This window comes from Lactobacillus sp. CBA3605, from assembly GCF_002970915.1.
Taxonomy (GTDB): Bacteria; Bacillota; Bacilli; order Lactobacillales; family Lactobacillaceae; genus Lactiplantibacillus.
This window is the reverse complement of record NZ_CP027190.1, coordinates 1,992,576-2,017,260: the sequence shown is the minus strand read 5'-3', so window position 1 is coordinate 2,017,260 and position 24,685 is coordinate 1,992,576. Positions and strand designations below refer to the sequence as shown.

Sequence of the window (24,685 nt, the reverse complement as noted above, 5' to 3'; positions counted from 1 at the left end):
CATGAATTATCATAAAGAAAGTTATTACACTAATCGCGAATTAAGCTGGATGGACTTTAATTATCGGGTTTTAGATGAAGCCCGAGATAAGGATAATCCACTACTAGAGCGGGTCCGTTTTTTGAGTATCACGCAAAGCAACCTTGATGAATTTTTCACCGTCCGGGTGGCGTCACTGCGAAAGCTCATCTCGGTCAACTATACGCAAGTAGACTCGGCTGGTATGTCACCCGCAGAACAAGTTTCAGCTATTAGTGACCAAGCCCACGAAATGGTTCAACGGCAATACAACACATTGAATCGTTCACTATTACCCTTGCTTGAACAACATGAGATTCGGCTACTCAAAATTGAAGATTTGACCCCTAGCCAATATAATTTCGTTAAAAACTATTTTGACGATGAATTATATCCAGCACTAACGCCAATGGCTGATGATTCTTCACGGCCGTTCCCATTTATTGGTAACAACACCTTAAATATCGCGTTACGTATTTATAAAAATGGTAATAAAAAAGATCGGAAATTTGCCACCGTCCAAGTACCGGACGTCTTTCCACGAGTGGTGATTTTACCCGGTGCTGAAAATCAGTTCATGCTGATTGAAGACATCATTAAAGCGTTTGTCGGGTCATTATTTATTAACTATACCGTCAAAGAAACAAGTGCCTATCGTGTTATCCGGGATTTAGACTTAGATGTGGCCGAGGAAGATACTTCCGATTTATTAAAGGAAGTCCAAAAACAACTTAAAATGCGTGAACATGGTAAAGTCATGCGCTTAGAAGTTGAAAAAACCATGAGTAAGCATCAACGTAATCGGTTGACTAAAGCGCTCGGTAGCCAAGAAAGTTCCCTGTATGTTATTAACGGACCGTTAGACTTAACCTTTCTTTCCAAGCTCGTCAAAGCAGTTACGGGGCACGATGATTTGAACTACCCGGCTTATCACGCTTATTACCCAGCCGTCTACCGGGAACGCTCGATTTTTGACCTCATCAAAGCCCATGATATTTTAATGCAATATCCTTACGATGACTTTCAGCCCGTTGTGGACTTTATTCATGAAGCCGCCGAAGATAAGAACGTTTTAGCAATCAAAATGACGCTCTACCGAGTTTCAGCGGATTCCCCGATTATTAAGTACTTGGGGCAAGCTGCCCAAAATGGCAAACAAGTCACCGTATTAGTTGAGGTCAAAGCACGCTTTGATGAAGAAAACAACGTTCATTGGGCTAAAAAGTTAGAGGAAATGGGTTGTCACGTTATTTATGGCTTGATCGGTCTCAAAACTCACTGTAAGTTAGCCTTAGTTGTACGGCGAGAAGATGAAGGCATCAAACGCTACATGCATATGGGCACCGGTAATTATAATGATGTGACGGCTCACTTTTACACTGATATGGGACTTTTTACGGCTGATACTGATATGGGTATTGACGCTTCCAATATTTTCAACATGTTGTCTGGTTATTCTGAACCACCCTACTTCCACAAACTGCATATTTCACCCGATGGTATTCGTGACTTCATTAACGAGAAGTTAACGGCCGAGATTGAAATTGCTAAAACTGGGCGGCCAGCACTGGTTAAGATGAAGATGAATTCATTATCCGATCCCCAAATTATCAGCAAGCTCTATGAAGCCTCACATGCCGGCGTTAAAATTCAATTGATTATCCGGGGGATTTGTTGCTTACGTACTGGGATTAAAGGCGTTTCTGATAATATTGAGGTCCATTCAATTATCGGTCGACTACTGGAACATAGTCGTATCTATTACTTTAGCAATGATGGTGAACCACAAATTTACCTTGCTAGTGCGGATATGATGACCCGTAATCTTAATCGGCGGGTTGAATTACTCTTTCCACTTTTGCAACCAGAAATTCGTGACCGCGCGCAACAGATTTTTGAAACCATGTGGCATGACACTGTCAAAACACGGATCTTACAAGCTGACAATCAGTATGTGAAATGTGATCGGCGGGGCTTACCCACCTTAGACTCACAAGCGACTTTCATGCACCAAGCTGAGCTAAACGTGGCGGCGGACCATGCCACACCAACGCCAACTAGTAGCGCCCATCAATTTATTCCGATGATGAGCCCGAAAAATGACCCGAACCCTTTAAACGATGAAGGAGATGCCTAATAGATGGAAAATTTTGCCGTAATTGACTTAGGTTCCAATTCATGTCGGATGACAATCACTCAAATTCAAGCGGATGGAAGTTATGCCGTCACCCATCGCCTCAAAGAAATGGTGCGGCTCTCAGAGAATGAAGATTTCACAGCGGTACCGACCTTACAACCGGCTGCAATTGACCGAACTATTGCCGCCTTAAAAACGTTTAAAGCCGTTTATGCTGAACTGCCGAACTTAACCCTTAAAGCAGTCGCCACCGCTGCCACGCGTAAAGCGAGTAATCAAAAAAAGTTTTTGAAGCAAGTCAAAACCGAAATTGGCTTAGACATTGAAGTCATCCCCGGCAACACTGAAGCCTATTATGACTATCTCGGCGTGGTGAACACGTTACCGAGCACCAACTGTGTCATGATGGATACCGGCGGTGGCAGTTGCGAAATAGTCCTCATCGTTAATGGTCAGGCCAAACAATTGATTAGTTTACCAATTGGCGCCGTTAGTTTATCCGAAAAATTTGCCTTAGGTGATCAAATCCCTGCTAATCAATTATTTAAAGCGATGACTTTTGTTGATAAACTATTTAATAGTGTCTGGTGGTTGCGCAATGGCTTGAACCTCCCCTTAGTTTGTCTGGGTGGTAGTAATCGAACAATTGCCAAAATCAATCGCCATCAGAGTGATTTTCTGAACTTTGAAGCGATTCACGGCTACCGTTTAAAAGACACTGACATTTATCGCACTTTTGATGAAGTCTTAGCTCAAGACGCCACGGGCCGGGCAAAAATTCCTGGGCTCGCTAAAGATCGCGCTGATATTATCGTCGGTGGGATGATTCCGGCCATCACGTTAATGCGCTTCTTAGATGCTGACCGAATGACCTTTTCTCAAAACGGTTTACGGGAAGGTATTTTATTTGAGCATTTAACCGCCTTAGCGGAACAAAACAGTAAAATCATCACGGAATAATCAAAAAGACCGATAGGCTTAGTTAACGCTTATTTTTAATAGCACTATACAGTAAAGACCCGGCTATGCCGGGTCTTTACTGTATACGAAATTGTATTCTTGTCTATACCCACTACTTGCTATCATTTAACTTCTAATTCACCAAATTTTAACGATTCATTTCACTAATTTTTTAAGATTTAATCAACCATAATCTTCTAAATTCAAATTCACTTGATTTCTGCTGTTACCATCACAGTAGCTCTACCAACTGTATGCGACATCATTGTTAAATTCAACATTGCGGGCGTTGCCTCTGAATCGATCTTTAATTTTTCAATATCAAGCGCTGTAACTGCTATCAAATATCGATGCTGCCCAGTCCCCGGGAAAGGTGCTGGACCAGCATAAAATGGTAACCGAGCATCATTTTTAAGATGTTTAGATCCGAATGGCAAATTTTTTTGAGTCGGATTACCAGCATCAACTGACAAATTAGTTATAGTTGCAGGAATATCATATAGTGCCCAATGCCAAAATCCAGAACCGGTAGGAGCATCTAAATCGTACATAGTAAGAGCAAAACTCTTGGTTTCAGGCTTAAAGCCAGTCCAACTTAACTGGGGTGAAAGATTCGCAGCGCCCTCAACACCTAAATGATCAAACGGAACCGGTTGATTAGATGTTAGATCATCACTTGTTAGTTGAAACAGATCAGTTGGTATTAAATTATTTTCCATAACAATCTCCTTAATGATTATATTTAATATTATGAGTCTACTTTAAACATAATCGATTGTCAACGAATCGTAAAAATGATATTATATAAAATGAAAGGAATTAATAAACAATGGACTCAACAAAAAAACAATTATTACATTTAATTTCAGTCGGTCATTTAGTAAAATCATCAGAATTAATCGATATCTATGCTAAGCGTGGCTTCAATACAATGAGTATCAGAAATACACTTTCTAAGTTAAAAAAGCTTAATTTAATTAGGACCATGAAACGTGGCGTTTATGAAATAACTGAAAGCGGTCAGGAATATATCGATGTGTTAAACAATAAATATATCCCTGAAGACCATTTTAATGATATCTTTTATTTTGTACTACTAAATATCCCTGAAAAAAATCGCAAAGAAAAAGATAGTTTTAAAACGGTTTTAACACAATATGGTTTTGGCGCATACTTATCAAACATCTATATTTCTCCTAATGATAATCGCGCTGAAATTAAAGTAGTCGCCCATAATATGGCACTCACACAGTATGTATCTACTATCAGCGGCACTTGGGATGAGCCAAATTTGAATGATGACCTAATACAAAAGATTTGGCAACTAGATAAAGTCAGGACGTTATATAAAACAGTAAATGCTTTCCTAATAAATATAAAACCCGAAGATTTAACTGACGACTCAGATTTATTCAACTTATATTTAGATATTGGAAACTTCATTAGCAATATTTTTATAACAGACCCATTTTTACCAGCTGAGTTATTACCCACTGATTGGCAATATCATCATACATTACAACATCTTTTTTCAACATATGACAAAATTGCACACACACTTAGAAACTCTAAGTTTAATAAATTTATTGAATGAGGTTTTAAAAATGAAAAAAATAAAAGAACTAAAATTTTCGTTTAGCATTAGTATCACTTTCCTGATGGTATTATTGATGATTATTTATAATCTAATTTGGGCAAATGGTTTAGCCTTTCACGCAGTTGCATTTGGCGTACTATTTGCTTTAATTCCAACATTTATCATTGCCTTATTAGTCAGCTTTATTATCGTTACACCTATATTAACTAATCTTTTTAAGATTTTTCCGAACCTCACATCAAAAATATTCTTTATTCGGATATTTATGATGTGTATGCTAATGTCGCTATATGCATCAATTACTGTCGGTGCCTTTTGGGGTGATGAAAAATTATCAATATTAATTAGTTTTATATTTATTCTATCTAGAAATATCGTTGCTGCACCTATTTTTAATCGGTTTTTTGTACTACCATTTGTAAAAAAAGTTTATGGGCGTTAATATTCAGCCATAATGATTTTAAAATGTACCCTTATAGCTGAATATTCATTTTAGACTAATGGCTCGTAAATTTCCTGAAAACACTGGAAATTTACGAGCCATTTTTATTTTATCCGCGCAATTATCATTTTACAAAAAGCGGCAATCAAACCGACCAACTAGTTCGTCGGTTTGGTTGTTTGTTCCCGATCACGTTGCCAACTAGTTGGGCTCCACAATTGGCCTTCCATTGATCCCCGGAGACTTTCAATTTCAGTCTGCTGTGCTTCAATCACACTAATAATACCGGTAATGGTTACAGCATTATCAGTTGTTTGTAACTTTTGCAGCGCCTGGACAGCCCAAGCTGCTTGATCTTGTTCACTCATCTAAATCCGCCTCTCTAATCGGTTTCATCCAATTGTACCCAATTGATTATGGCAAACCAAGTAATCTGCCTAGCGCCAGACAAAAAAAAGATCTAAGACTGACGTCCTAGACCTGAATTAGCTTAACCAACTGCTTGTTGGTCATCATCATATAGTTTTTGTTGAATTTCTCGTAATTCAGACTTACGTACTGAACGTGGTAGAAATGCCCGAATATCTTCTTCATTATACCCAATTTGCAACCGCCGACCATCATAAATAATTGGTCGTTTCAATAGTTGTGGTTTTTCAACCAATAGGTCCAATAACTGATTAAACCCTAGCTCTGATAAATCAATATGCAAAGCCTTAAAAGCTTTCGACCGCGTTGAAACAATGTCCTCGAAGCCATTTTCAGTTAGCCGGAGGATTTGTTTCAATTCATCGCGATCCAGCGGGTTCGCGATAATGTCACGTTCATTGAAGGCAATGCTATTAGCAACCAACCATGCGCGGGCACTACGGCTTGACTTACTAGATGTTGAATAATATAAATTTACTGTCACGATGAATTCCTCCTAGGTTTACAGTAAGCAATTCTATTACTTACTTTTATATAGTAAGTATACGTTGTTAGTCAACAATAGTCAAGATTTGTCAGATACTTTTTTTATGATTTATTCATGACTAAATTGCGTCGTAATCTTGATGCTTAACAACGTACCAAAAGCGGTACCTCGTCGAGAGATACCGCTCAAAAATATAACCGTTACTAACTGCCCAGGCTGGGATCGAACCAGCGACCTCTTGATTAACAGTCAATTATTCTACCGCTGAACTACTGGGCAATTGCTATGTCATATTTATACCACATTTTATGAGAGCAATGCAAGTCTTTTTCTCATTTAATTTATTTTTTTCACATTAATCAGATAATAAAAAATCAAATTGGATATAGTCCCAGCCAAGACATCACAGTAAAGTCTTGGTTTTTTATCATTTTAAGCAACAAATTTTTAATTTCTAATTCACTTAAATTAGTCTGCAAATCAAAGTAGTAGTCACCAGCTTTATTTTGCATCGCTAATCGCCAAGTACCTAGTTCCGCCAACTGATCAACCGCTGGCATCTGAGGTTGATGGTGAAATAAAACGTGAAAAGTTGGCTTCCAAGCCTCCTGATCATTCCCAGTGAGTTGAATCAACCGCCGGACTTGCCGATGATAACGCCCCGCCGCGAGACTTCCAGTCACAATCCCCGCTAGCATCACTACTGTCCCGACCGCAACCCCACTTAAAATCCGCTGAACCAATGCCACTGTCAGCTGCGTCTGGCCCGCCAAAATAACGGCAAAACACATTAATAACCAAATTCCAACGGCCCACGCATTCAATCGATTCAAGGCCTGTTCACGCGCTTTTCGCATCACAATCAAGCGCTCTTGGGCATCCGTAATAACCGTTCGTTGCTGTGACCCTGCCTTAAAATAAACGACGCCCAATGCCAGTTGATTGAATTGATACGTTGCCACTGGCTGAGCAGCCGCAACTAGTTCAGTTAACGTTGGCGTCGTCACGTATTCCGCTAGTAACGGTGCCACAACAGGCTGTTTAATGAAGCGATACCTACAGCCACTAACTTGTGTCAATTGCCAGCCACGTTGGCCTTGCCGATTTAACCAGCGTAATTCTGCGACTGACCCTTTTAAAAAATACCGAATTTTTTGCATCTGCTTTGACCTCCAACTTCAGTTGTCTGCCGATGAGTGTCTGAGTTGGATTTCTATTATATTCGGATTGGTCTATTTTTCAAATGATATGAAAGCTTAGTTCAATTTGATTACTAAGTGTCCCATAATCATAATCGCGGTCGCTTAGCAATGAGACCCCTTTCCTGCACTTGGTTAATTGGTCTAGTCACAAACTTACAGGATGCTGTCACAACTGTGTCCCCTGTGGATCCCAGCCCCATTAATTAAGTAACTTATATTTTTTTGCACGAAAAAACTGCAACCAATCGCAATTTGGTCACAGTTTTTAGTTTCAATCGACTTAGCTTTCTGGTAAAAAACCCTGCTGCCGCGCAATTTTAAAGAAATCACGTCGCTTGGCCGCTGAACCTAAAGCGGCTTGCGTCATCTGACTTAAATGTTCGTCCCGGGTATTAGTGCCCCGGTGCTGGTAATAAGCATGTAACGTCTCATCAAACGCCGTTAACGTTGCTTGATACGCTACTGGCTCCTCGTAATGATCTTTAAACAAGACTGCCTCTAATCCCAACCGGGGCTTTTTAGCCGGCATCGTCGCCGGATAACCTAATTGAAACCCAAATACGGGCAACGTTAAGGCAGGTAAGTGCAACAATTCAATGACCGCCTGGGTATCATTATTAATCGATCCCAAAACGACACTCCCCAAACCTAAACTCTCCGTAACCATGACCATTGCTTCGGTCATCAGCGTGGCATCTTCCACACTGCCCAGAAACCGGTCTAATTCTGTCAAGGCGCGTTTGGCATTGGGGGTCGCTGCTAGTTGAACGTTCCGGTTTTGGTCCGCTAAGACGACCAGCAAACGCCCTTGATTGGCGACCATTGGTTTAGTGGTAATTGTTGCCAGCTTTGCCCGAATTGTCGGATCTGTTACTTCTATTAAACTATAGGCTTGTAAATACTGACTAGTCGGTGCTTGTTGGGCTGTCGTAATAATTTGTGTTAAAATTGCATCGCTCACCGGTTCAGCTGTAAAGTTTCGGTGTGTCCGATGTGCATTCAATGTCTCAATAACCATATTTTTCAAAAAAAAGCTCCTTTATCCCTGAACCAATTCCGTCGACCATTGTGTTAACTGCGGCAAAACGTCGACATTTAAGTTAAACACGATGCGTTCACAAACTTGATCAATCTGAATACTCCGAAACAACGGGTAACGGGTTCGGCCAAGCGGTTGTTGTACAACGACACTAAGCGTGTTCAGCTCATCTAGCACCGTCTCTAAGAGGGTGATTGACCGTTGGGGAAAGTATTCACGTTGTAAAGCGGGCGTATCTAACGACTGCCCTAGCATACGCTCAACATCGTGCCTCGTTAACAATAGGCTTTCTGGATGTTCATTAATAAGTCGTTGTAAAATTTTTAAAGTTAACTCACTTTCAAATTCGTTACGAAATCGAAACCGCGTTTGAAAACGGGCCTGAATAAATTGCAATAACGCTTTTCTCAATTAGACCATCCTCCTGTTAGAACCTGGTCTAAGATACCACTGATAATCGTGGTCCGCACGTCTAAGCTTTCAAGTTACCCAATATGATTTTCTCTCAAAATCAGGTCAACTTCCGTCTGCATCGCAGGCGTCTTAACCCATTCTTCCCAATGGTCCATCGATTCATCTGGGATGTCAAAAGTTTCATTAATATACGCTTGATAATTTTCAACATGGACTGAATGTGGGATATTCAATTGCAAGATGCGAACTTGCTTAATAAAGCGACGTTCCGCCGCCAATTCAGCCCGACCATTCATAACCATGTTGCCAATTTCCATATACGTCGTCCCGTCATTACGGGTAATTTCTTCAATCAAATCTAACGTTTCATGATTTTTCAAATCCAATCCCTCACTTCATTGTTAGTATAGCGGGCGAAACCAACCGTGTCAAAATGGAAATTCAGGTCTTTTAAGACCAACACAAAAAACCACTATCCAGAGATAGTGGTCGGCATAAGAGAGAAAGAGAATTGATTAGAAGGTAACTAAATACCTTACGAATTAAGAATAGTCGATATTGTAAGCGTTGTCAACGATTATTGAAAATAAATTATTTAATTATCAATGTTTAAGTAATTTTCCTAAAATCAGCCGGTCAACATTGGTTAACTTAGGGTTACGCCTCTGATTAAATCAGCTTTTTAAGTTAATTAGTTCACCGAATATGGCTTAAATACTAACTCGACGACACTAAAAAATCGTAATCATCATCTCTGATAATTACGATTTTTATTTTAGTTATATTATTTTGTTGATTTCGTAACGCCCGCCCCAGTCAAAGTCGTTGAGGGATGTAACATCGTTGACGGATGGGTGACCACACTCGTCAATGAATGCCCAGAAACGTTAACCAGCATTAAGAAGACAACCGCAATTGCTAACACACTAGTGAAAATTCGGGTTCGCCATGGCATCGTTTCTGAAATCACACCACCATAGAAGTCCTTTTGAACATTCCGAGCAACATGGGGATTATCAGGTTCTGCCTTTTGACGTTCCGCTACGACCTGTGCTTGATAAGCATCAATGTCAAATTGCTTTTGCAATTCTTTGGCATCATTTTGATACTTGTGCTTATCTTTTTTCGACAACGCTTTGAACCATTTGATGAATTCCCGGTATTCCTTAACGACTTCTTCAGTTGGACCGATTTGCTTTAAGTCACCATATTGAATCCAAGCCACTCGATCACAAATCATTTCAATTTGCTTCAAGGAATGACTGACAAAGATAATGGTCTTACCTTCGCCCTTAAATTCCTTAATTTTTTCCACACACTTTTGATAGAACGTATCATCACCAACAGATAACGCTTCATCAATAATCAAAATATCTGGATTAATGTGCACCGCAATTGAAAATCCAAGGCGTGATTTCATCCCAGACGAATAACTCTTAACGGGTTGATATAAGAAGTCACCAATATCCGCAAAAGCGACAATATCATCCAACATGGTATCAATCTGATGATTGGTCATCCCCATCATCAAGGCTTTCAACCGGATGTTTTCTAACCCGGTCAACTCACCACGCAAACCAGAATTAATCGCAACAATCGACGTATCGCCACGAACATCAACGACCCCCGTTGTTTGAGGGATTACGCCAGAGATAATATTCGATAACGTCGACTTACCAGAGCCATTAACACCAATTAAGCCTAACGTTTCACCAGGATTAACTTCCAAGGAAATGCCTTTTAAGGCCCAAAATTCTGGAATCGGCTGGTTAGAAATAGAGAAAAAAGCTTTTAATTGATCCGAACGAGTCTTAAACAAATCAAACTCTTTGGTCACATTTTGAACTTTAATTTTATAATCAGTTGTCATTTTAATACTTCCTAATATTCTACGATTTATATCCTAATAACACAGTATTACTAACTGCTATATGGTACTAGAGAAGTCGGTTACCGTCAAGCTAGACCTAACGAGCTTAATCTAAAATTAATAGCTTGTGATTTAAGACACAATATCGAGTATATCCTAACGTTTGAACCATGCAAACGTTCGCATTATGTTTGAAAATGAAATATACTAAGGGTAACCGGATATTTTGTCAGGCATGCATTGGAGTGAATGAGACGATGAAAATAATTGAGCATCAAGCAAACGGGATTAATTATTATACATTAGTGAACAATCATCATATGAGCGTGACTATTATGGACTGGGGCGCCACCATTACGGCGATCAAAACACACGATAAGACTGGCCAGTTCGCCAACGTTATTTTAGGCTTTGACGCTGGTGAAGATTACATTAACTATCAATCCTTTTTTGGTGCGACTGTGGCGCGTGTCGCTGGTGTCATCAAAAATGCCACTTGGCGTAACTATGAGTTAACCCAAAACTTTGGTGAGCATCATCTAAATGGCGGTAACATGCCGCAGATTGCGTTTGAACCTTGGTTTCTTGAGCGCAAGCTGCAAACGGCGGAGCAAGTTGGCCTAGTCATGCAATACATTACCCTTGATGGTGAGAACGGCTATCCCGGGACGATGACAATTACCGCCAATTTCATTTTAGACAACAATGGCAAATTCACGATTAGTTATACGGGCAAGAGTGATAAAGCCACCCTCTTTAACCCAACTAATCATACTTATTTCAATCTTAGCGGAGATGCTGACCGCTTAATCGATCAACAGCTTCTCAAAATTAATGCTGATGAATATTCAGCCGTCAATAAACACGGCTTACCCACCGGCAAATTGCCATGGGTCACGGACACACCGTTTGATTTTCGCAAACGGACTGAGATTGGACCGCAAATTCAAAAAATTAACGGTGGCTTGCACCATGGTTTCGTACTAAATACCACGCCCAATCCACAGGTCGAGCTGCTCGATCGGATCAGCGGCCGCAAAGTTACCCTCAAAACCAACGCCAAAGCCGTCGTCGTTTCTAGTGCAACTAATTACCGTGATGACCGTTATCGACTTAATGGTGGTAAGCCAATGCGTTCACAACTAGGCCTCTCGTTACAAGCTCAGATGCTGCCCGACGCCATTCATCACAAAGAATTTGGCAACATTATTATCGAACCTAACGTCCCAGTGACTTATCAAACCGCTTATCAATTTTCAAATATTTACGATGTCTAATTAATAAGCATCGGCGACTATTTCAGCCACCGATGCTTATTAATTTAGGCCTAAGCTTTGTTCAAAACCAAGCTCTCAATACTATCCAAAACACCATCATGTTCATTATCAAGTGCTGTAATTTGATTGGCAACCGCTTGGATTTTAGCTGGCGCATTGCGCATCGCTACCCCTAAACCGGCATATTGTAACAATGGGACATCATTATCGCCATCGCCAAACGCCATGATTTCATCCGCGGCTAAGCCAAAACGTTTGGCCAACCATTGAACAGCAGGTAACTTACCGACGTTACTAGCAACTAAGTCAATCACGCCATACCCACTGTCATGAGCCACTAAGCGCCCAGCAAACGTGGTATTCAACGAAGCGACCAGTTCGCTCGCTGCTGCCGGTGTTGTTGAAACACTGATCTTTTTTATTTTATCCGTCACTGTCGCCAAGCTGGGCACTTCTTGTAGGTTATCATAAAATTGCTTAGCCGCTTTTAAAAGCGCTTTGGGGGCACCAATCTCAGTATATGATCCCTGCGCGCCTACCAAAATTAAATACGTATTTTTAAACAACGCTTGTTTTCGATCAACCGTAATAAACTGGTTAACCGTCGCCGCTGATAAGCTACCATCAAATAACTGAACCGCTTGTTGATAGATTGAAGCGCCATTTTCCGCCACCATCACTAAATTATCAGCTTCAATCGTTGCAAAGAGCGCCTTTAAATGGGCATATTGATTGCCAGAAGTCAGTGCTAACTGAATGCCCTGTGCCTGTAATGCGTTTAAAACCCGCTGTAACCGTTCCTGATGATACGACTGATCACCACGTAATAATGTGCCATTTAAATCCGTTGCAATTAGTTTGATTGCCACAAAAGCCACTCCCTTAACTTCACGATTAAGTTATATTATGCGCCAAAAGAAGCAACTCCGCTAGTCATGCGAAGTTGCTTCTTTGGTGTCATTGCCCACTAATGACTTAAGTTATTCAACAGTCACACTCTTAGCTAAGTTCCGAGGTTTATCAACATCCAAGCCTTTATTCAAGCTGGTATAGTAAGCTAATAATTGCCCAGGCACAACACTAAGCAATGCACTCAACCGTTCATCAACTGCTGGTAACACAATCGTATCATCGGTTTTGGCTAAAGTGTCACTCACAATCGTAATCGTTTTGGCGCCACGTGCAGCAACTTCTTGTAAATTAGAACGGGTTAAGCCCGCCGTCTTTTGTTGCGTGATAATACCGATCACTGGTGTATCTTTTTCAATTAATGCAATGGTCCCATGTTTTAATTCACCGGAAGCAAAACCTTCAGCTTGTACGTAAGAAATTTCCTTCAACTTCAAGGCCGTTTCCAATGAAACCGCATAGTCTAAGCCCCGACCAATATAGAACGCATTCGGTGTGTGTAGTAAGGCTGATTGTGCCAACTTATCAAAGGTGGCTTTTTCATCAACCAACGCTTGCATCCCATTCGCTACTAAAGCCAACTGTTGTTTAACATCAAAGTCAGTTGCAGCAGCCGTTTGGTTTGCTTCACCTAATGCTTTGGCCAAAATCGCTTGTAAGGCAATTTGGGCCGTATAGGCTTTAGTTGAAGCCACTGCAATTTCAGGACCAGCATGCAGTAACAGCGTGTAGGTTGCTTCTCGTGATAACGTCGAGTTAGGCACATTAGTAATTGTTAAACTTGGGAAGCCTTGTTCATTGACGTTTAGTAAGACTTCACGACTATCAGCCGTTTCACCAGATTGCGTTAAGAAAATGAAGAATGGTTTCTTAGATAGCAATGGCTGGTTATAAGCAAACTCGGATGAGACATGCACTTCGGTTGGTACCCCAGCTAAGGATTCGAACATGCTAGCACCAACTAGCCCGGCATGATAACTCGTACCCGCTGCCACAATATATAAGCGGTCAGCGGCCTTAATAGCTGCCAATAATTCGGCATTAATAACGGGCATCCCAGCATCATTTAAGTAGACTTGGGATAACTTCCGCATCACATTTGGTTGTTCATCGATTTCCTTTAACATGTAGAATGGATAAGTTCCTTTGTCAGCTTGCGCTGCGTCGATGTCCACGTGGAACGTCTCCCGTTGAACCGCTTCACCAGCTTGATTCGTAATTGTAATCTCATTGGGCTTAACCACGACGATTTCGCCATCATGTAATTCCAAAAAGTCTTTCGTTTGGTCGAGCATGGCTAAACTATCAGAACAAACCACGTTGAACCCATCGCCAACCCCAATCAATAACGGGCTCTTGTTTTTAGCCACGTACAACGTATCAGGTGCTTCTTTATCCATCAATAAAAACCCATATGAAGAATGGCCTAATAAGCCCAAAGTCTTCCGGAAAGCGGCTAAAGTTGATAGACCTTCCTGGGTAACAAAACGGTCAACTAATTGCACAATGACTTCGGTATCAGTTTGTGATTTGAAAGTCACGTCGCTTAAATAAGTTGCTTTTAATTCTTCAAAATTTTCGATCACACCATTGTGCACTAAGTAGAAACGACCATCCGCTGAAACTTGTGGATGCGCATTTGCGACACTTGGCGCCCCATGCGTGGCCCAACGTGTATGACCAATCCCAGTTGACCCATGAACGTTAGCCCCAACTGCTTGGCGCAGGTCATCAATCCGGCCCTTTTCTTTAACCAAATAATCTTGACCATCCTGATCGTTAACATAAATACCGGCTGAATCATAACCCCGATATTCCAATTTCTTTAACCCGTTCAACAAGATTGATACTGCACTATCTTTACCGGTAACTCCAACAATTCCACACATAAGTTTTAACTTCCTTTACTGTTTGAATTGTTTCTAGCTGCTTGGTCAAGTTATCTGTCACTAATCTCACGACTAGTTTTTGTACCTGACCTATAGAGTGCAGTCCCTGACGTCACCCGTCGATTTTCGATAGACGTCATCCTCGTCAACTTTATTATCTAAAGTCCTGGCGCTATTCCGCTTTAACCAATTAAGAATTGGTTGCTTTCTACCTCCGATTGGTATATTTCCTAGAAACAGTATTACTTTAACGTTTTAGTCCGGAGATGTCAACACAATTATATATTGGTATACCCAATATACAGAACGTAGACCAATTAAAAAGACAAGCCAGTCAACTAACTAGCTTGTCTTTTGATTTTTTTGTGAATTTTTGGTACTACAACGCTGACTTACTTATTCAACGCCAACTTGATCGCGCACTACCGCAACAATCCGGTCAACGTAAGCATCGACTAATTCAGTCGTCTTCGCTTCGGCCATCACCCGTAATAAATCTTGCGTCCCAGAAGGCCGAACCAAGACCCGACCATCACCGGCCATTTCGGTTTCAACCTCACCAATAACTGCTTTGATGGGTTCATTATCTAAAGCAACTTGCTTATCTTGTACTTTCACATTAACTAACTTTTGTGGATAAGTTGTGACTTCAGCTGCCAATTCGGATAATTTCTTACCCGTTTCTTTCATGACGTGTAACAATTGAATCCCAGTTAACATCCCATCACCAGTCGTATTGAAGTCCAAAAATACCACGTGACCAGATTGTTCGCCACCTAGATTAAAGCCGTCTTTCAACATTTCTTCAACCACGTAACGGTCCCCAACTTGGGTCTGTTCGCTGTGTAAGCCCGCTGTTTCCAATGCCTTATACAACCCAATGTTACTCATAACCGTGGTAACTACCGTGTCTTGCTTGAGCTTGCCGCGTTCGCTAAGGAACTTCCCACAAATGTACATGATTTTGTCGCCATCAATGATATTGCCCAGTTCATCAACTGCAATACACCGGTCACCATCGCCATCAAAAGCCAATCCAACTTGAGCGCCCTTTTCAACGACAAACTTAGCTAAAGCTTCGGGATGGGTCGATCCTACGCCTTTATTGATATTTAAGCCATCTGGTGACGTAGCCATCGTTTCAAAATCAACGTTTAAGTCCGCAAAAATCCGTGAAACCAAGTTGCTGGTAGAGCCATTCGCCCCATCAACAGCCAAATGAATCCCACTTAAGTCATCAGGAATCGTTTGTTCCAAGAATTGCGCGTACTTGAGATTGCCTTCAGGAAAATCGGCCACCGTCCCGAGACCTTCAGCAGCTGGCCGTGGTAACTCATCTTTCGGTTGATCCAATAACGTTTCGATTTCTTCTTCTTTAGCATCCGATAACTTAAAGCCATCGCCACCAAAGAACTTAATCCCATTATCTTCCACTGGATTATGTGACGCTGAAATCATAACACCGGCATCCGCATCTTGAATCCGAACTAAGTAAGCGACCCCGGGCGTCGTAATGACGCCTAAACGCAAAACTTCAATCCCAGCAGAAAGTAAACCGGCAACCAAAGATTCCTCCAACATTTGACCAGAAATCCGCGTATCACGGGCAACTAAGACCCGTGGTTGAGTTACTTTGTCTTTAGCATGTTCAGTCAACACATAACCGCCAGCACGGCCTAACCGAAAAGCAAGTTCTGGCGTCAACCCAGAATTAGCAATACCACGCACACCATCAGTTCCAAAATATTTCATCGATACTTACCTCATTTCAAATTTTCAATCATTTTTAACAGTTATCTTAACTTTAATCGTTGTTGGACTAACCGCTGAAAGCCCGTCTTCATCACTAGTAGAGACCGCGACCGTTTTCGTCGTCGTCTCATCAACACCAGAAACATCAACGTTCACCGGTAACTTGGTTATTTTCGCCAACGCCGCCTTGGTACCGGTAACTTCAACCGACTTGGTATCCGTTGAAAATGAATAACTGGTATCACTAGCCGTCTTACCGCTGGCTTTTAAATCGACGGCAACTTTTTTAGTCGTTGTTGCTTGTTTAATCGGAATATAGACAGAGGTTGTCGATGGCGTTAAGACCACATTCAGCGTCTGTCCATTAGCATCTAAAGCTTCAATCATCGCTTGTTGATTGACTGATTTTTGTAGATTTTTTTCCGTATTAACCACTGCGACAACTTTAGCCACTTTGCTAACTTCACTAACTGCGCCGGTTACTTTGACGCTCGCCGTGCCCAAACGTGGTGTTCCCATCTCATAGCCGTCCGCAACATTAGCACTGTTAAAATCAGCACTAATCTTGTACGATGCCGTCCGCCGAGGTTGAATATTAATGTGAATATACTTCTGGTTTAATGAGTAGCTTAATTCTTTATTCAAACCATCCACTTGAACCTTCACACTATGCCGGCCAGCAGCTAAGTCCGTTAGATCCGCATAAACTTTAAAGTTTTGCGTATTTGCCGTGGTTGTCACTAATGCTGCGGGCCCCTCAATGGTAATTTTAACATTCTCGGGATAGCCAGTAACAAAATGCTTTGTACTATTTACGTTTAACTCTAAGGGCGCACTAATTGTGACTTTCCGATTAGAAGTTAACGTGGTTTTCGACGTATTGTTAGTCAGGCTAGTCGTACTACTCTTATTAGAGTTGACGTAGGCAAATAAGACCAACGCGCATAGCAATGCTAATAATCGTAAGGACCACGAACTATTCATAAATTTTTTCATTTACGGGGCCCCCCTCCGAAAATACGACCAAACCAATTTTGAATCGCATTTTGGTGAGTTTGATCTTCCGGTGTCAATAAGACCTGCCGGAAGTAACGCAGGTAATTTTCTTGCGTCATGCCACGCATGAGTTCATTATCCTTCGTAATCGAAACTTCCCCAGTCTCTTCTGAAATAACGATGGTTAAGGCATCCGTCACTTCACTAATTCCAACGGCCGCACGATGCCGCGTGCCCAGTTCCTTAGGAATTAGATTACTTTCAGATAGCGGTAAATAAGCCGCCGCCACTTTAATTTGGTTATCTTGGATAATCACGGCGCCATCATGTAACGGTGTATTGGGAATAAAAATATTGATTAATAATTCGCCCGTAATATCGGCATCTAGTGCAATTCCAGTCTCAATATAGTCTTCCAACCCAGTATCAAGTTTGATTGAAATTAACGCCCCAATGCGCCGTTTTGCCATATATTGGATTGCCTTATCGAGTTCCGCAATCATGCGTTCTTCGTCTTCATTTTGACGTTTTCCCCGCACGAACATCGACCCACGACCAAGATGCTCCAAGCCCCGCCGAATTTCCGGCTGGAAAATAATGACCATCGCAATAACTGCCCAGTTAATAACCTGATCCATAATCCAAGAAACGGTATCGAGGCCAATGACCACGCTGACAAATTTAACAACTGCAATGACAATAATCCCCCGGAACAACTGAACCGCTTTAGTCCCGCGTAATAGGACAATTAATTCATAAATGACAAACCAGACGACCAGAATGTCAAGGAGCCGGACAAAGTTTTGCACCGTTAGCAAATCGCTCCAATTGAAGTTCATAATCCTCCTCCTTATGAAAAATATTTACTTTCACATTATAGCACGGCGAACCACTAGCGTTGTGTAGATTCGCAATGTGGCTTTACAATTTTCAATTAAAAATTGAATAAATATTAAAGTTGCGATTAATTAATATAGAATAACAATTATTTCTGTTAAAATAATCGAGAAGGGGTGGTGATCAGATGACTGGTAAACAACGATGGACCGTCCGGCTTGCTTATTGGCTATTCATTGGTTTAATTGCATTTACAATTCATGATTCATTTCATTTTTTATTGTTAAATACAACTTTAGCCTATATTCCAATTGAACTCAGCTTTTGGCTGACGCGCCGGCGTTCCGCCCCATTTTTTTGGCTGTTGGCTCTGATTTGGTTACTCTTTTATCCCAACGCCCCTTATCTGATGACCGATTTATTCCACTTAAGTCTGCTACATCCATATGGGGTTAATGGCCTATTACGCTTTAACTTAACCATGTGGCGCGACTTTACCTACTTAGCTGGCCCCACCATCGTCTCAATTATCATCGGGACTTGGGGTGTCGACCAAGTTGCTTTGGAATGCCAGCGCCGGTTACACTTAGAACGATTTTCAGGGGCTCGGACTTTAATTAGTCTGCTTCTCTTCTTATTTGCCGGTGTCGGTGTGTATGTCGGTCGATTCTTGCGCCTACATTCAATCTACCTCCTAATCACGCCTCAATACATTATTGAACAGCTACTTAACATGTGGTCAGTCAAAATGATGGCCTTCGTTGGCTTAATGTGGGCCTTACAAACACTCATTTATGCCGCTTGGCGCTTTACCAATACCACAACGACGAATTAAAAATAGCGTTGCAGACAAAATTGTCTGCAACGCTATTTTTAATCGACGGCTTTCGGGTCACGATAACCGTGATGAACACTACGTTTGTCGTGTAAGCCACTGAAACCACTAAATCCAAGTGTCGTTGCTTTTTGTTCAGCATCGGCAATATAGCGCAATGTATCTGTCGCACGTTGTTCACCATAGACTTGTAACCAGTCATGAAACCGTTCCGTCGACGCTTTACTAATAGCTTGTTCAACTTTTTGACCCGCGGGCGTTAATGAAAGATACTTAATTCGCCGATCATGCGTATTTGTCGTTTGTTCGATATACTTTAAAGCCAGTAATACGTTAATTTGCCGTGCAATGGCACTCCGAGAGACCCGTTGAGCGTTCGCAATTTTAACCAACGTTAGCGCTGTCTCACTCGTTGCAATCATTTGCATGACCGTATAAGCTTCAAACGTAATCTTATATGGTCGGGTTGGTACTGAAACAAAATCCCCGATGTATTTTAAAATATGCATATAAGTTTCAACGAATTGTTCATGAATTTCTGTTTCCATCATATTGCGTCCCCCCGCTAGGTCCTACCCTAATAATCCCTTTTTAATTGCAAGTCGCGATGATTCACTATGCAATTTAGGCTAACTTTATTATAACTAAGCCTTTTATAATACACCAGACAATTACTCATCATCCGCTTCAATATCATTTAACATTAGTAGATTTTCGGAATAATTAATAAATTGACGCAACTTCGATGCCGTCCGTAAACTAATCTGCCCGCTCTCCAATAGATGCTGCACACCAGCTCGTTCAGCACCAAGGCTTTTAATGCGTAACGTTTGCCGTTGCCGTTCATAATCAGCACGTGACAAGCTATGATCAGCCTTGGCATTTTCAATCCGATTCCGATAGTTCACAATCAAATGATACAACGCTTGCTGATCAAATTGCTGTTCATCGACATTTGCTTGCTTTAAATACTGCGATAATGTTTTAATGGCCGCTTTTGAAGCGACTCGCTGAATCTCTAATTGCTCAGCACGCAATTTATCGCTATCAGCTGGGGCAATCCACAACCGGAACCCTTGCACGGCCCGATTATAGAGAATTCGTAACGTCCGTAAAGTGGGTAATCCTGGCCGATGAATCGTTTGTGATAAGCGTTGTTCACGCTCATCAATTCGCCGTAAATACGCCCTGGCTGCTAACTTCGACGTCTCACCATGCGCCAACATTTCCTTAACGGCTTGGCGTTCCCCTGCTAAGGCCACTAATCGCAGTTGCATCTCATCGGTGAGCATCGGTTGCAGTTCATCCGCCGTTTGTGACGCCACTTCTAACCGTCGAATTTGAAATTGTTGATCCAAAATCAAATCATACGCTGCCCGTTGATTTTCCGCGCGTCGATGCTCTTCAATATTTTGAACCGCTAACCGTAACACATAAATCCGAGCCTGCTTATAAGACACCTGCTGGGGCTTGGCCTCATCAGGCGTATCCGTCTCATTATCATCAGTAACAATCACGCCATCATCTTCATCCAGGCTCGAACCACGCGTCATAAATGGCAAGGATTTGGCTGCCATTAATGGTAAAATTCCAGCAGCTGAAACTAGACTTAAGATGATGACCCCGGCGGCAATAAACAACACTAATGCTCGTTCAGGAAAAGCATCACCACTGGCAATGACCGTGGGAATCGTGAAGACTCCCGCCATTGTAATTGCGCCTCGCACGCCTGAAAGACCAGACAAGGTCGCAATTCGAACACTGGGCTTGGTTTTAGCGCGATCACGTAACCAGCTAAAGAGCATGTAACCATAGGTCCACGCCACCCGAATCAGCAGCAGAATGCCCCACACAATCAACACATCAAAAATGGCATGGAACGTATTCGTATGTGTCCCTTCAATCGTGCCTTTGGTTGCAACTGGGAGCTCAATGCCCAAAATGAGAAATACAATCCCATTTAATAAGTACACAATAATATTCCAGACCTTTTCAGTTACTAAGCGTAATTCTGGGGCATCTTCAGCTTCATGGGAATTTTGAATATGTGATAAGACACCAGCGGCAACTACCGCCACAACACCGGACGCTTGGAACCAGTCTTCAGCAATAAAGTAAATGGCAAAGGGCGTTAAAATTTGTAATACCACGTTGAAAACCGTGTCGTTAATTCCTTCACGCCGTAAAACATCGCGAATAACTTGAATCAACGTAATTAATGCCAAGCCGACCGCCAGGCCAACTAGACTAATGTAGAAAAAGTCACCGACCGCTTTACCAATAGCAAAACTCCCGGTCACTGCAGCTGCCAAAGCATACTTAAACCCAATTAGGCCGCTGGCGTCGTTGATGAGGCTTTCGCCACTGACTAAATGTAAGATTTCTTTTGGTAACTTGACCCCTTCGGAAATTGATTGGACCGCTACCGGATCAGTAGGTGATAGAATCGCTGCCAAGGCAATACTAACGGCCAAGGGGATGGTTGGAATGAGGACATGTATTAAGAAGCCCCCTAGAATTGTTGTGATAAAGACGAGTACGATTGCATTCGCAAAAATCGCCCCTCGTAATTTCCATAACTCTTGCTTAGGGAACTGTCTGCCGTCGTTGTACAGCATCGGTGCAATGAACACGAGCATAAACCAGTCCGTTTGCAGTTTGACTTGTACATTTAATAATAAAGCCACTCCCAGACCCAGCCCGACTTGAATTAAACTGACGGGGATTGCGACTAGATAGTGGCTCAATACATTCGACAGCAGCACTAAACATGCCAATAAAATCACTAGTTCGATGATCGGCATCTAAGTGGTTGCCTCCTTTGTTCAATTGACTTCAACTAAGCGTCTTCTCCGATAATCCGAACTTCGGGTTCAAGATGGACGCCAAACTTTTCGAATACCACGGCCTGAATATGATGAATCATGTTCAAATAATCAGTCGCCGTCGCATGATCAACATTAATGATGAAACCAGCGTGCTTTTTAGAAACTTCGGCGCCGCCAACCCGAGTACCTTGTAACCCAGCATCATGAATTAGTTTACCAGTAAAGTAACCCGTTGGTCGCTTAAAAACACTCCCACAAGAAGGCCACTCTAACGGCTGTTTCGCTGCTCGTAACGTGTTTAATTCATCCATGCGGGCTTGGATTTGGGCTTGATTGCCAGCTTTTAAATTAAACGTCGCATTGACCACAATATCATCATAATCTTGAATGGTACTGTGCCGATAACCAAAGTTAAGTTCCACATTCGTCAATGTCTTTAACTGACCGGCAGGTGTGATTACCGTGACTTCTGCCACAACTTCACTAATCTCACCACCATAAGCACCGGCGTTCATGAAGACGGCGCCACCAATACTGCCGGGAATCCCCGCTGCAAATTCGAGACCAGTCAGGTGTGCTTGACAAGCCGCCTTAGTCGTTGTTATCAAAGCAGCCCCGGCTTCAGCAACCACCGTGGTCTCACTCGCATGAATTTGATTCATTTGCGTAAGGATTAAGGTCAACCCGCGAATGCCACCATCCTTAACAATTAAATTGCTAGCATTCCCGATGACCGTTAACGGCATCGCTTGGGCATTTGCAAAGTCAATCAGCGTTTTAGTTTCGTCGATCGACTTAGGAAATGCCACATAATCGGCCGGACCACCCGTTTTAGTATTCGTATAGTGACTGAGTGATTCGTTCTTTTTAATTTCAATGGCTGGAAAAGTGGCCAACACATCTTGGGTCATGGTGAGGTTCCTTTCGTGTTTCAATTTGAGTCTATCGTATAATCATATCACTTTTTAATGGCTTAATAAATGCCGGCATACCGCATGACTGGTGATAACCGAAGTTGGGTCCACCGGATTTTGACCATGAGTTGCTACCGCAGTTAAAAAGGCCCGAATCAAGGGTGCAAATCCACGGATTTCTAATGTAGGCGTCCAATCTGGCATCAACGTGGTTTCACTTTGAGCCGTCTTAAACTGTTGCAACATATTTAAGTTCGTCACCGTTGCTCGGTCGGTTACTGTTTGGACGGTCGTCTGTTCTAAGTTGACGCCCCCATACATATTAGTAACTACGTTAAGTTGTGTCCGTTCCGTTTGCGCACTAAAATAACCTTGTTCTAATTGACCGGTGGCACTGGCCACAATCCGACCAGTCGTTTCAATTAAAGGGGCATCTAACAAATACAACCCAGTATCAACAGTATGAATCATCAAGTCGAACACGGCCGCTTCAACCGTTTGACCGCCAGTTTCGCGCACTTTTTCCGCCGTAATAACACGTTTGTCCGGTAACCCTTTTAACTGCTGATTAAAAGGGGCGAACCGCCGATTAAACCCACAAGTCAATAAGAGATGCCGCGTGGCCGCTAAGGCGTAGAGTGCTTGAACATCGTTAAGATCGGTGGCAACTGGCTTGTCCACATATACATTAATATCCGCCATCAGTAACTGCTTAATGATCGCCGCATGGGTTGCCGTTGGCGTGTGCACAAAAACCGCAGCTGGCTTGGCAGCAATCAACTCAGCTACCGTCGCATGCGTATGGGTAAACCCGTAAGTAGCGGCTAATTTTTGCCGTTTTTCAGCATTCCGGGTCGTTAGATGAAATTCATATTGATCCTGCATCGCTGCCATCACTGGTAAATAAGCTTTTTGCGCAATATTGCCTAACCCAAGTACGCCAATTTTTAACATATCGAATCCTCCATTTTAAATGCCGAAATGCGGTACAATTAACTTATTCAAACCAATCGAAAGGCGTTGATTTAAACGATGAAACTCATTTCTTGGAATGTTAATGGTCTGCGGGCCGCGGTTAAACACGGCTTTATGACCACTTTTAAGCAACTAGATGCTGATTTTTTCTGCGTACAAGAAACCAAGTTACAAGCCGGCCAAATCGACCTAGCCACGCCGGGGTATGAACAATACTGGAATTATGCCGACCGTAAGGGCTACTCTGGTACCGCTATTTTCACGAAGCATACGCCCTTACAGGTGACCTATGGCATTGGCAACCCAGAACACGATACTGAAGGCCGCGTCATCACACTAGAATACGCTGATTACTATCTGATCACCTGCTACACACCAAATTCTGGCACGGGCTTAAAACGCTTGGCCTATCGTCAAACTTGGGACATCGCTTTTTTGACTTATCTCAACCGCTTGAATGCCTTAAAACCAATTATTCTATGTGGTGATCTCAACGTGGCCCATGAAAATATTGATTTAAAAAATTGGCGGACCAATCATGACAGCGCCGGCTTCACCGATACTGAACGGCAAGCCTTTCATAACTTACTGGCTAGTGGCTATACCGATACGTTCCGGTATTTTTATCCCGACCAGACTGATCAATACTCTTGGTGGAGTTATCGCTTCCATGCCCGCGATACCAATGCTGGCTGGCGCATTGATTATTTTATCACGGCTAACCAATTAGCTGACCGTTTAATCAATGCCAGAATTTTAACCCAGGTTTTTGGTTCTGATCACTGTCCCGTTGAACTAACCGTCCGCTTATCACCAAACCCATGACTTGAATTTAAGGCACAATCACAGTAATATAACGACATAACTCTCAAGAAATG

24 protein-coding genes and 1 tRNA gene are annotated in these 24,685 nt (G+C 42.1%); 7 read left to right on the top strand and 18 right to left on the bottom strand.

The window, feature by feature from the left end; translation table 11 throughout:
* Position 1: 1 nt before the first annotated feature.
* Both C5Z25_RS09705 and ppx read left to right on the top strand, forming a co-directional pair.
* Positions 2–2,155 (top strand): RNA degradosome polyphosphate kinase, encoded by a 2,154-nt coding sequence (locus C5Z25_RS09705; protein WP_105452429.1) that lies wholly within the window; start codon positions 2–4, stop codon positions 2,153–2,155.
* Between the two features lie 3 nt (positions 2,156–2,158).
* Positions 2,159–3,115, top strand: coding sequence for an exopolyphosphatase (ppx, locus tag C5Z25_RS09700; protein WP_105452428.1), 957 nt, complete (start codon positions 2,159–2,161; stop codon positions 3,113–3,115).
* A gap of 209 nt (positions 3,116–3,324) precedes the next feature.
* Here the strand turns inward: ppx and C5Z25_RS09695 are convergent, their stop codons facing one another.
* Complete coding sequence (locus C5Z25_RS09695) at positions 3,325–3,834, bottom strand: YbhB/YbcL family Raf kinase inhibitor-like protein (protein WP_105452427.1); 510 nt, start codon at positions 3,832–3,834, stop codon at positions 3,325–3,327.
* A 110-nt stretch (positions 3,835–3,944) separates the two neighbouring features.
* Between C5Z25_RS09695 and C5Z25_RS09690 the strand changes: the two genes are divergently transcribed.
* Entirely contained in the window at positions 3,945–4,709 is a 765-nt protein-coding gene (locus tag C5Z25_RS09690; RefSeq protein ID WP_105452426.1) for a PaaX family transcriptional regulator C-terminal domain-containing protein, read from the top strand.
* 10 nt (positions 4,710–4,719) lie between these two features.
* Positions 4,720–5,154 (top strand): hypothetical protein, encoded by a 435-nt coding sequence (locus C5Z25_RS09685; protein ID WP_105452425.1) that lies wholly within the window; start codon positions 4,720–4,722, stop codon positions 5,152–5,154.
* 158 nt (positions 5,155–5,312) lie between these two features.
* On the opposite strand, the gene C5Z25_RS09680 is transcribed toward C5Z25_RS09685, so the two are convergent.
* The 8 genes from C5Z25_RS09680 to C5Z25_RS09645 all read right to left on the bottom strand — a co-directional run bounded on the left by C5Z25_RS09680 (position 5,313) and on the right by C5Z25_RS09645 (position 10,595).
* Entirely contained in the window at positions 5,313–5,522 is a 210-nt protein-coding gene (locus tag C5Z25_RS09680) for a hypothetical protein (RefSeq protein ID WP_105452424.1), read from the bottom strand.
* A 122-nt stretch (positions 5,523–5,644) separates the two neighbouring features.
* Positions 5,645–6,067: a Spx/MgsR family RNA polymerase-binding regulatory protein gene (locus C5Z25_RS09675; RefSeq protein ID WP_105449981.1), complete on the bottom strand. Its 423-nt coding sequence runs from the start codon at positions 6,065–6,067 to the stop codon at positions 5,645–5,647.
* 210 nt (positions 6,068–6,277) lie between these two features.
* Positions 6,278–6,349 (bottom strand) — tRNA-Asn (locus tag C5Z25_RS09670).
* Positions 6,350–6,444: 95 nt separating this feature from the next.
* Complete coding sequence (locus tag C5Z25_RS09665) at positions 6,445–7,230, bottom strand: hypothetical protein (protein ID WP_105452423.1); 786 nt, start codon at positions 7,228–7,230, stop codon at positions 6,445–6,447.
* 322 nt (positions 7,231–7,552) lie between these two features.
* The gene (locus C5Z25_RS09660; RefSeq protein ID WP_234002802.1) at positions 7,553–8,290 is read right to left on the bottom strand and encodes a nitroreductase family protein; all 738 of its coding nucleotides are present in this window, start codon (positions 8,288–8,290) and stop codon (positions 7,553–7,555) included.
* Between the two features lie 21 nt (positions 8,291–8,311).
* On the bottom strand, positions 8,312–8,722 hold the full coding sequence (locus tag C5Z25_RS09655) for a hypothetical protein (RefSeq protein WP_105452421.1): 411 nt from the start codon (positions 8,720–8,722) through the stop codon (positions 8,312–8,314).
* A 74-nt stretch (positions 8,723–8,796) separates the two neighbouring features.
* Positions 8,797–9,105 (bottom strand): hypothetical protein, encoded by a 309-nt coding sequence (locus C5Z25_RS09650; RefSeq protein ID WP_105452420.1) that lies wholly within the window; start codon positions 9,103–9,105, stop codon positions 8,797–8,799.
* Between the two features lie 404 nt (positions 9,106–9,509).
* On the bottom strand, positions 9,510–10,595 hold the full coding sequence (locus C5Z25_RS09645) for an ABC transporter ATP-binding protein (RefSeq protein WP_105452419.1): 1,086 nt from the start codon (positions 10,593–10,595) through the stop codon (positions 9,510–9,512).
* A gap of 257 nt (positions 10,596–10,852) precedes the next feature.
* Between C5Z25_RS09645 and C5Z25_RS09640 the strand changes: the two genes are divergently transcribed.
* A complete protein-coding gene (locus C5Z25_RS09640) occupies positions 10,853–11,872 on the top strand; it encodes an aldose epimerase family protein (protein ID WP_105452418.1) in 1,020 nt (339 codons plus the stop codon).
* A 50-nt stretch (positions 11,873–11,922) separates the two neighbouring features.
* Here C5Z25_RS09640 and C5Z25_RS09635 read toward each other — a convergent pair whose 3' ends face one another.
* The 5 genes from C5Z25_RS09635 to cdaA all read right to left on the bottom strand — a co-directional run bounded on the left by C5Z25_RS09635 (position 11,923) and on the right by cdaA (position 18,257).
* Entirely contained in the window at positions 11,923–12,741 is an 819-nt protein-coding gene (locus C5Z25_RS09635) for a Cof-type HAD-IIB family hydrolase (protein WP_105452417.1), read from the bottom strand.
* Between the two features lie 111 nt (positions 12,742–12,852).
* Entirely contained in the window at positions 12,853–14,670 is a 1,818-nt protein-coding gene (glmS, locus tag C5Z25_RS09630; protein WP_105452416.1) for a glutamine--fructose-6-phosphate transaminase (isomerizing), read from the bottom strand.
* Positions 14,671–15,066: 396 nt separating this feature from the next.
* The gene (glmM, locus tag C5Z25_RS09625; RefSeq protein WP_105452415.1) at positions 15,067–16,422 is read right to left on the bottom strand and encodes a phosphoglucosamine mutase; all 1,356 of its coding nucleotides are present in this window, start codon (positions 16,420–16,422) and stop codon (positions 15,067–15,069) included.
* Positions 16,423–16,446: 24 nt separating this feature from the next.
* Positions 16,447–17,418, bottom strand: a complete 972-nt coding sequence (locus C5Z25_RS09620; RefSeq protein ID WP_105452414.1) for a CdaR family protein — start codon at positions 17,416–17,418, stop codon at positions 16,447–16,449.
* Positions 17,415–18,257: a diadenylate cyclase CdaA gene (gene cdaA / locus C5Z25_RS09615; protein ID WP_105452413.1), complete on the bottom strand. Its 843-nt coding sequence runs from the start codon at positions 18,255–18,257 to the stop codon at positions 17,415–17,417. Before cdaA ends, C5Z25_RS09620 begins: the two co-directional genes overlap by 4 nt.
* A gap of 185 nt (positions 18,258–18,442) precedes the next feature.
* Between cdaA and C5Z25_RS09610 the strand changes: the two genes are divergently transcribed.
* Complete coding sequence (locus C5Z25_RS09610) at positions 18,443–19,090, top strand: DUF1361 domain-containing protein (protein ID WP_105452412.1); 648 nt, start codon at positions 18,443–18,445, stop codon at positions 19,088–19,090.
* A gap of 38 nt (positions 19,091–19,128) precedes the next feature.
* Here C5Z25_RS09610 and C5Z25_RS09605 read toward each other — a convergent pair whose 3' ends face one another.
* From C5Z25_RS09605 to C5Z25_RS09590, 4 genes are all read right to left on the bottom strand, one after another.
* Positions 19,129–19,641 carry a MarR family winged helix-turn-helix transcriptional regulator gene (locus tag C5Z25_RS09605; RefSeq protein WP_105452411.1) on the bottom strand — a complete coding sequence of 171 codons (513 nt, stop codon included), beginning with the start codon at positions 19,639–19,641 and terminating at the stop codon, positions 19,129–19,131.
* Positions 19,642–19,761: 120 nt separating this feature from the next.
* The gene (locus tag C5Z25_RS09600; protein WP_105452410.1) at positions 19,762–21,894 is read right to left on the bottom strand and encodes a cation:proton antiporter; all 2,133 of its coding nucleotides are present in this window, start codon (positions 21,892–21,894) and stop codon (positions 19,762–19,764) included.
* 35 nt (positions 21,895–21,929) lie between these two features.
* On the bottom strand, positions 21,930–22,829 hold the full coding sequence (gene murB / locus C5Z25_RS09595) for a UDP-N-acetylmuramate dehydrogenase (protein ID WP_105452409.1): 900 nt from the start codon (positions 22,827–22,829) through the stop codon (positions 21,930–21,932).
* A gap of 54 nt (positions 22,830–22,883) precedes the next feature.
* The gene (locus tag C5Z25_RS09590) at positions 22,884–23,786 is read right to left on the bottom strand and encodes a Gfo/Idh/MocA family protein (RefSeq protein ID WP_105452408.1); all 903 of its coding nucleotides are present in this window, start codon (positions 23,784–23,786) and stop codon (positions 22,884–22,886) included.
* A 78-nt stretch (positions 23,787–23,864) separates the two neighbouring features.
* Between C5Z25_RS09590 and C5Z25_RS09585 the strand changes: the two genes are divergently transcribed.
* Positions 23,865–24,632 (top strand): exodeoxyribonuclease III, encoded by a 768-nt coding sequence (locus C5Z25_RS09585; protein ID WP_105452407.1) that lies wholly within the window; start codon positions 23,865–23,867, stop codon positions 24,630–24,632.
* Positions 24,633–24,685 lie beyond the last annotated feature (53 nt).

Coding starts and splice junctions, on each gene's coding strand:
- C5Z25_RS09685 (WP_105452425.1), top strand. CDS start 4,720: ATGAAAAAAATAAAAGAACTAAAATTTTCGTTTAGCATTAGTATCACT.
- C5Z25_RS09585 (WP_105452407.1), top strand. CDS start 23,865: ATGAAACTCATTTCTTGGAATGTTAATGGTCTGCGGGCCGCGGTTAAA.
- murB (WP_105452409.1), bottom strand. CDS start 22,829: ATGACCCAAGATGTGTTGGCCACTTTTCCAGCCATTGAAATTAAAAAG.
- C5Z25_RS09605 (WP_105452411.1), bottom strand. CDS start 19,641: ATGATGGAAACAGAAATTCATGAACAATTCGTTGAAACTTATATGCAT.
- C5Z25_RS09620 (WP_105452414.1), bottom strand. CDS start 17,418: ATGAAAAAATTTATGAATAGTTCGTGGTCCTTACGATTATTAGCATTG.
- C5Z25_RS09640 (WP_105452418.1), top strand. CDS start 10,853: ATGAAAATAATTGAGCATCAAGCAAACGGGATTAATTATTATACATTA.
- C5Z25_RS09600 (WP_105452410.1), bottom strand. CDS start 21,894: ATGCCGATCATCGAACTAGTGATTTTATTGGCATGTTTAGTGCTGCTG.
- ppx (WP_105452428.1), top strand. CDS start 2,159: ATGGAAAATTTTGCCGTAATTGACTTAGGTTCCAATTCATGTCGGATG.
- C5Z25_RS09665 (WP_105452423.1), bottom strand. CDS start 7,230: ATGCAAAAAATTCGGTATTTTTTAAAAGGGTCAGTCGCAGAATTACGC.
- C5Z25_RS09680 (WP_105452424.1), bottom strand. CDS start 5,522: ATGAGTGAACAAGATCAAGCAGCTTGGGCTGTCCAGGCGCTGCAAAAG.
- C5Z25_RS09695 (WP_105452427.1), bottom strand. CDS start 3,834: ATGGAAAATAATTTAATACCAACTGATCTGTTTCAACTAACAAGTGAT.
- C5Z25_RS09645 (WP_105452419.1), bottom strand. CDS start 10,595: ATGACAACTGATTATAAAATTAAAGTTCAAAATGTGACCAAAGAGTTT.
- C5Z25_RS09610 (WP_105452412.1), top strand. CDS start 18,443: ATGACTGGTAAACAACGATGGACCGTCCGGCTTGCTTATTGGCTATTC.
- cdaA (WP_105452413.1), bottom strand. CDS start 18,257: ATGAACTTCAATTGGAGCGATTTGCTAACGGTGCAAAACTTTGTCCGG.
- glmM (WP_105452415.1), bottom strand. CDS start 16,422: ATGAAATATTTTGGAACTGATGGTGTGCGTGGTATTGCTAATTCTGGG.
- C5Z25_RS09660 (WP_234002802.1), bottom strand. CDS start 8,290: ATGGTTATTGAGACATTGAATGCACATCGGACACACCGAAACTTTACA.
- C5Z25_RS09705 (WP_105452429.1), top strand. CDS start 2: ATGAATTATCATAAAGAAAGTTATTACACTAATCGCGAATTAAGCTGG.
- glmS (WP_105452416.1), bottom strand. CDS start 14,670: ATGTGTGGAATTGTTGGAGTTACCGGTAAAGATAGTGCAGTATCAATC.
- C5Z25_RS09590 (WP_105452408.1), bottom strand. CDS start 23,786: ATGTTAAAAATTGGCGTACTTGGGTTAGGCAATATTGCGCAAAAAGCT.
- C5Z25_RS09690 (WP_105452426.1), top strand. CDS start 3,945: ATGGACTCAACAAAAAAACAATTATTACATTTAATTTCAGTCGGTCAT.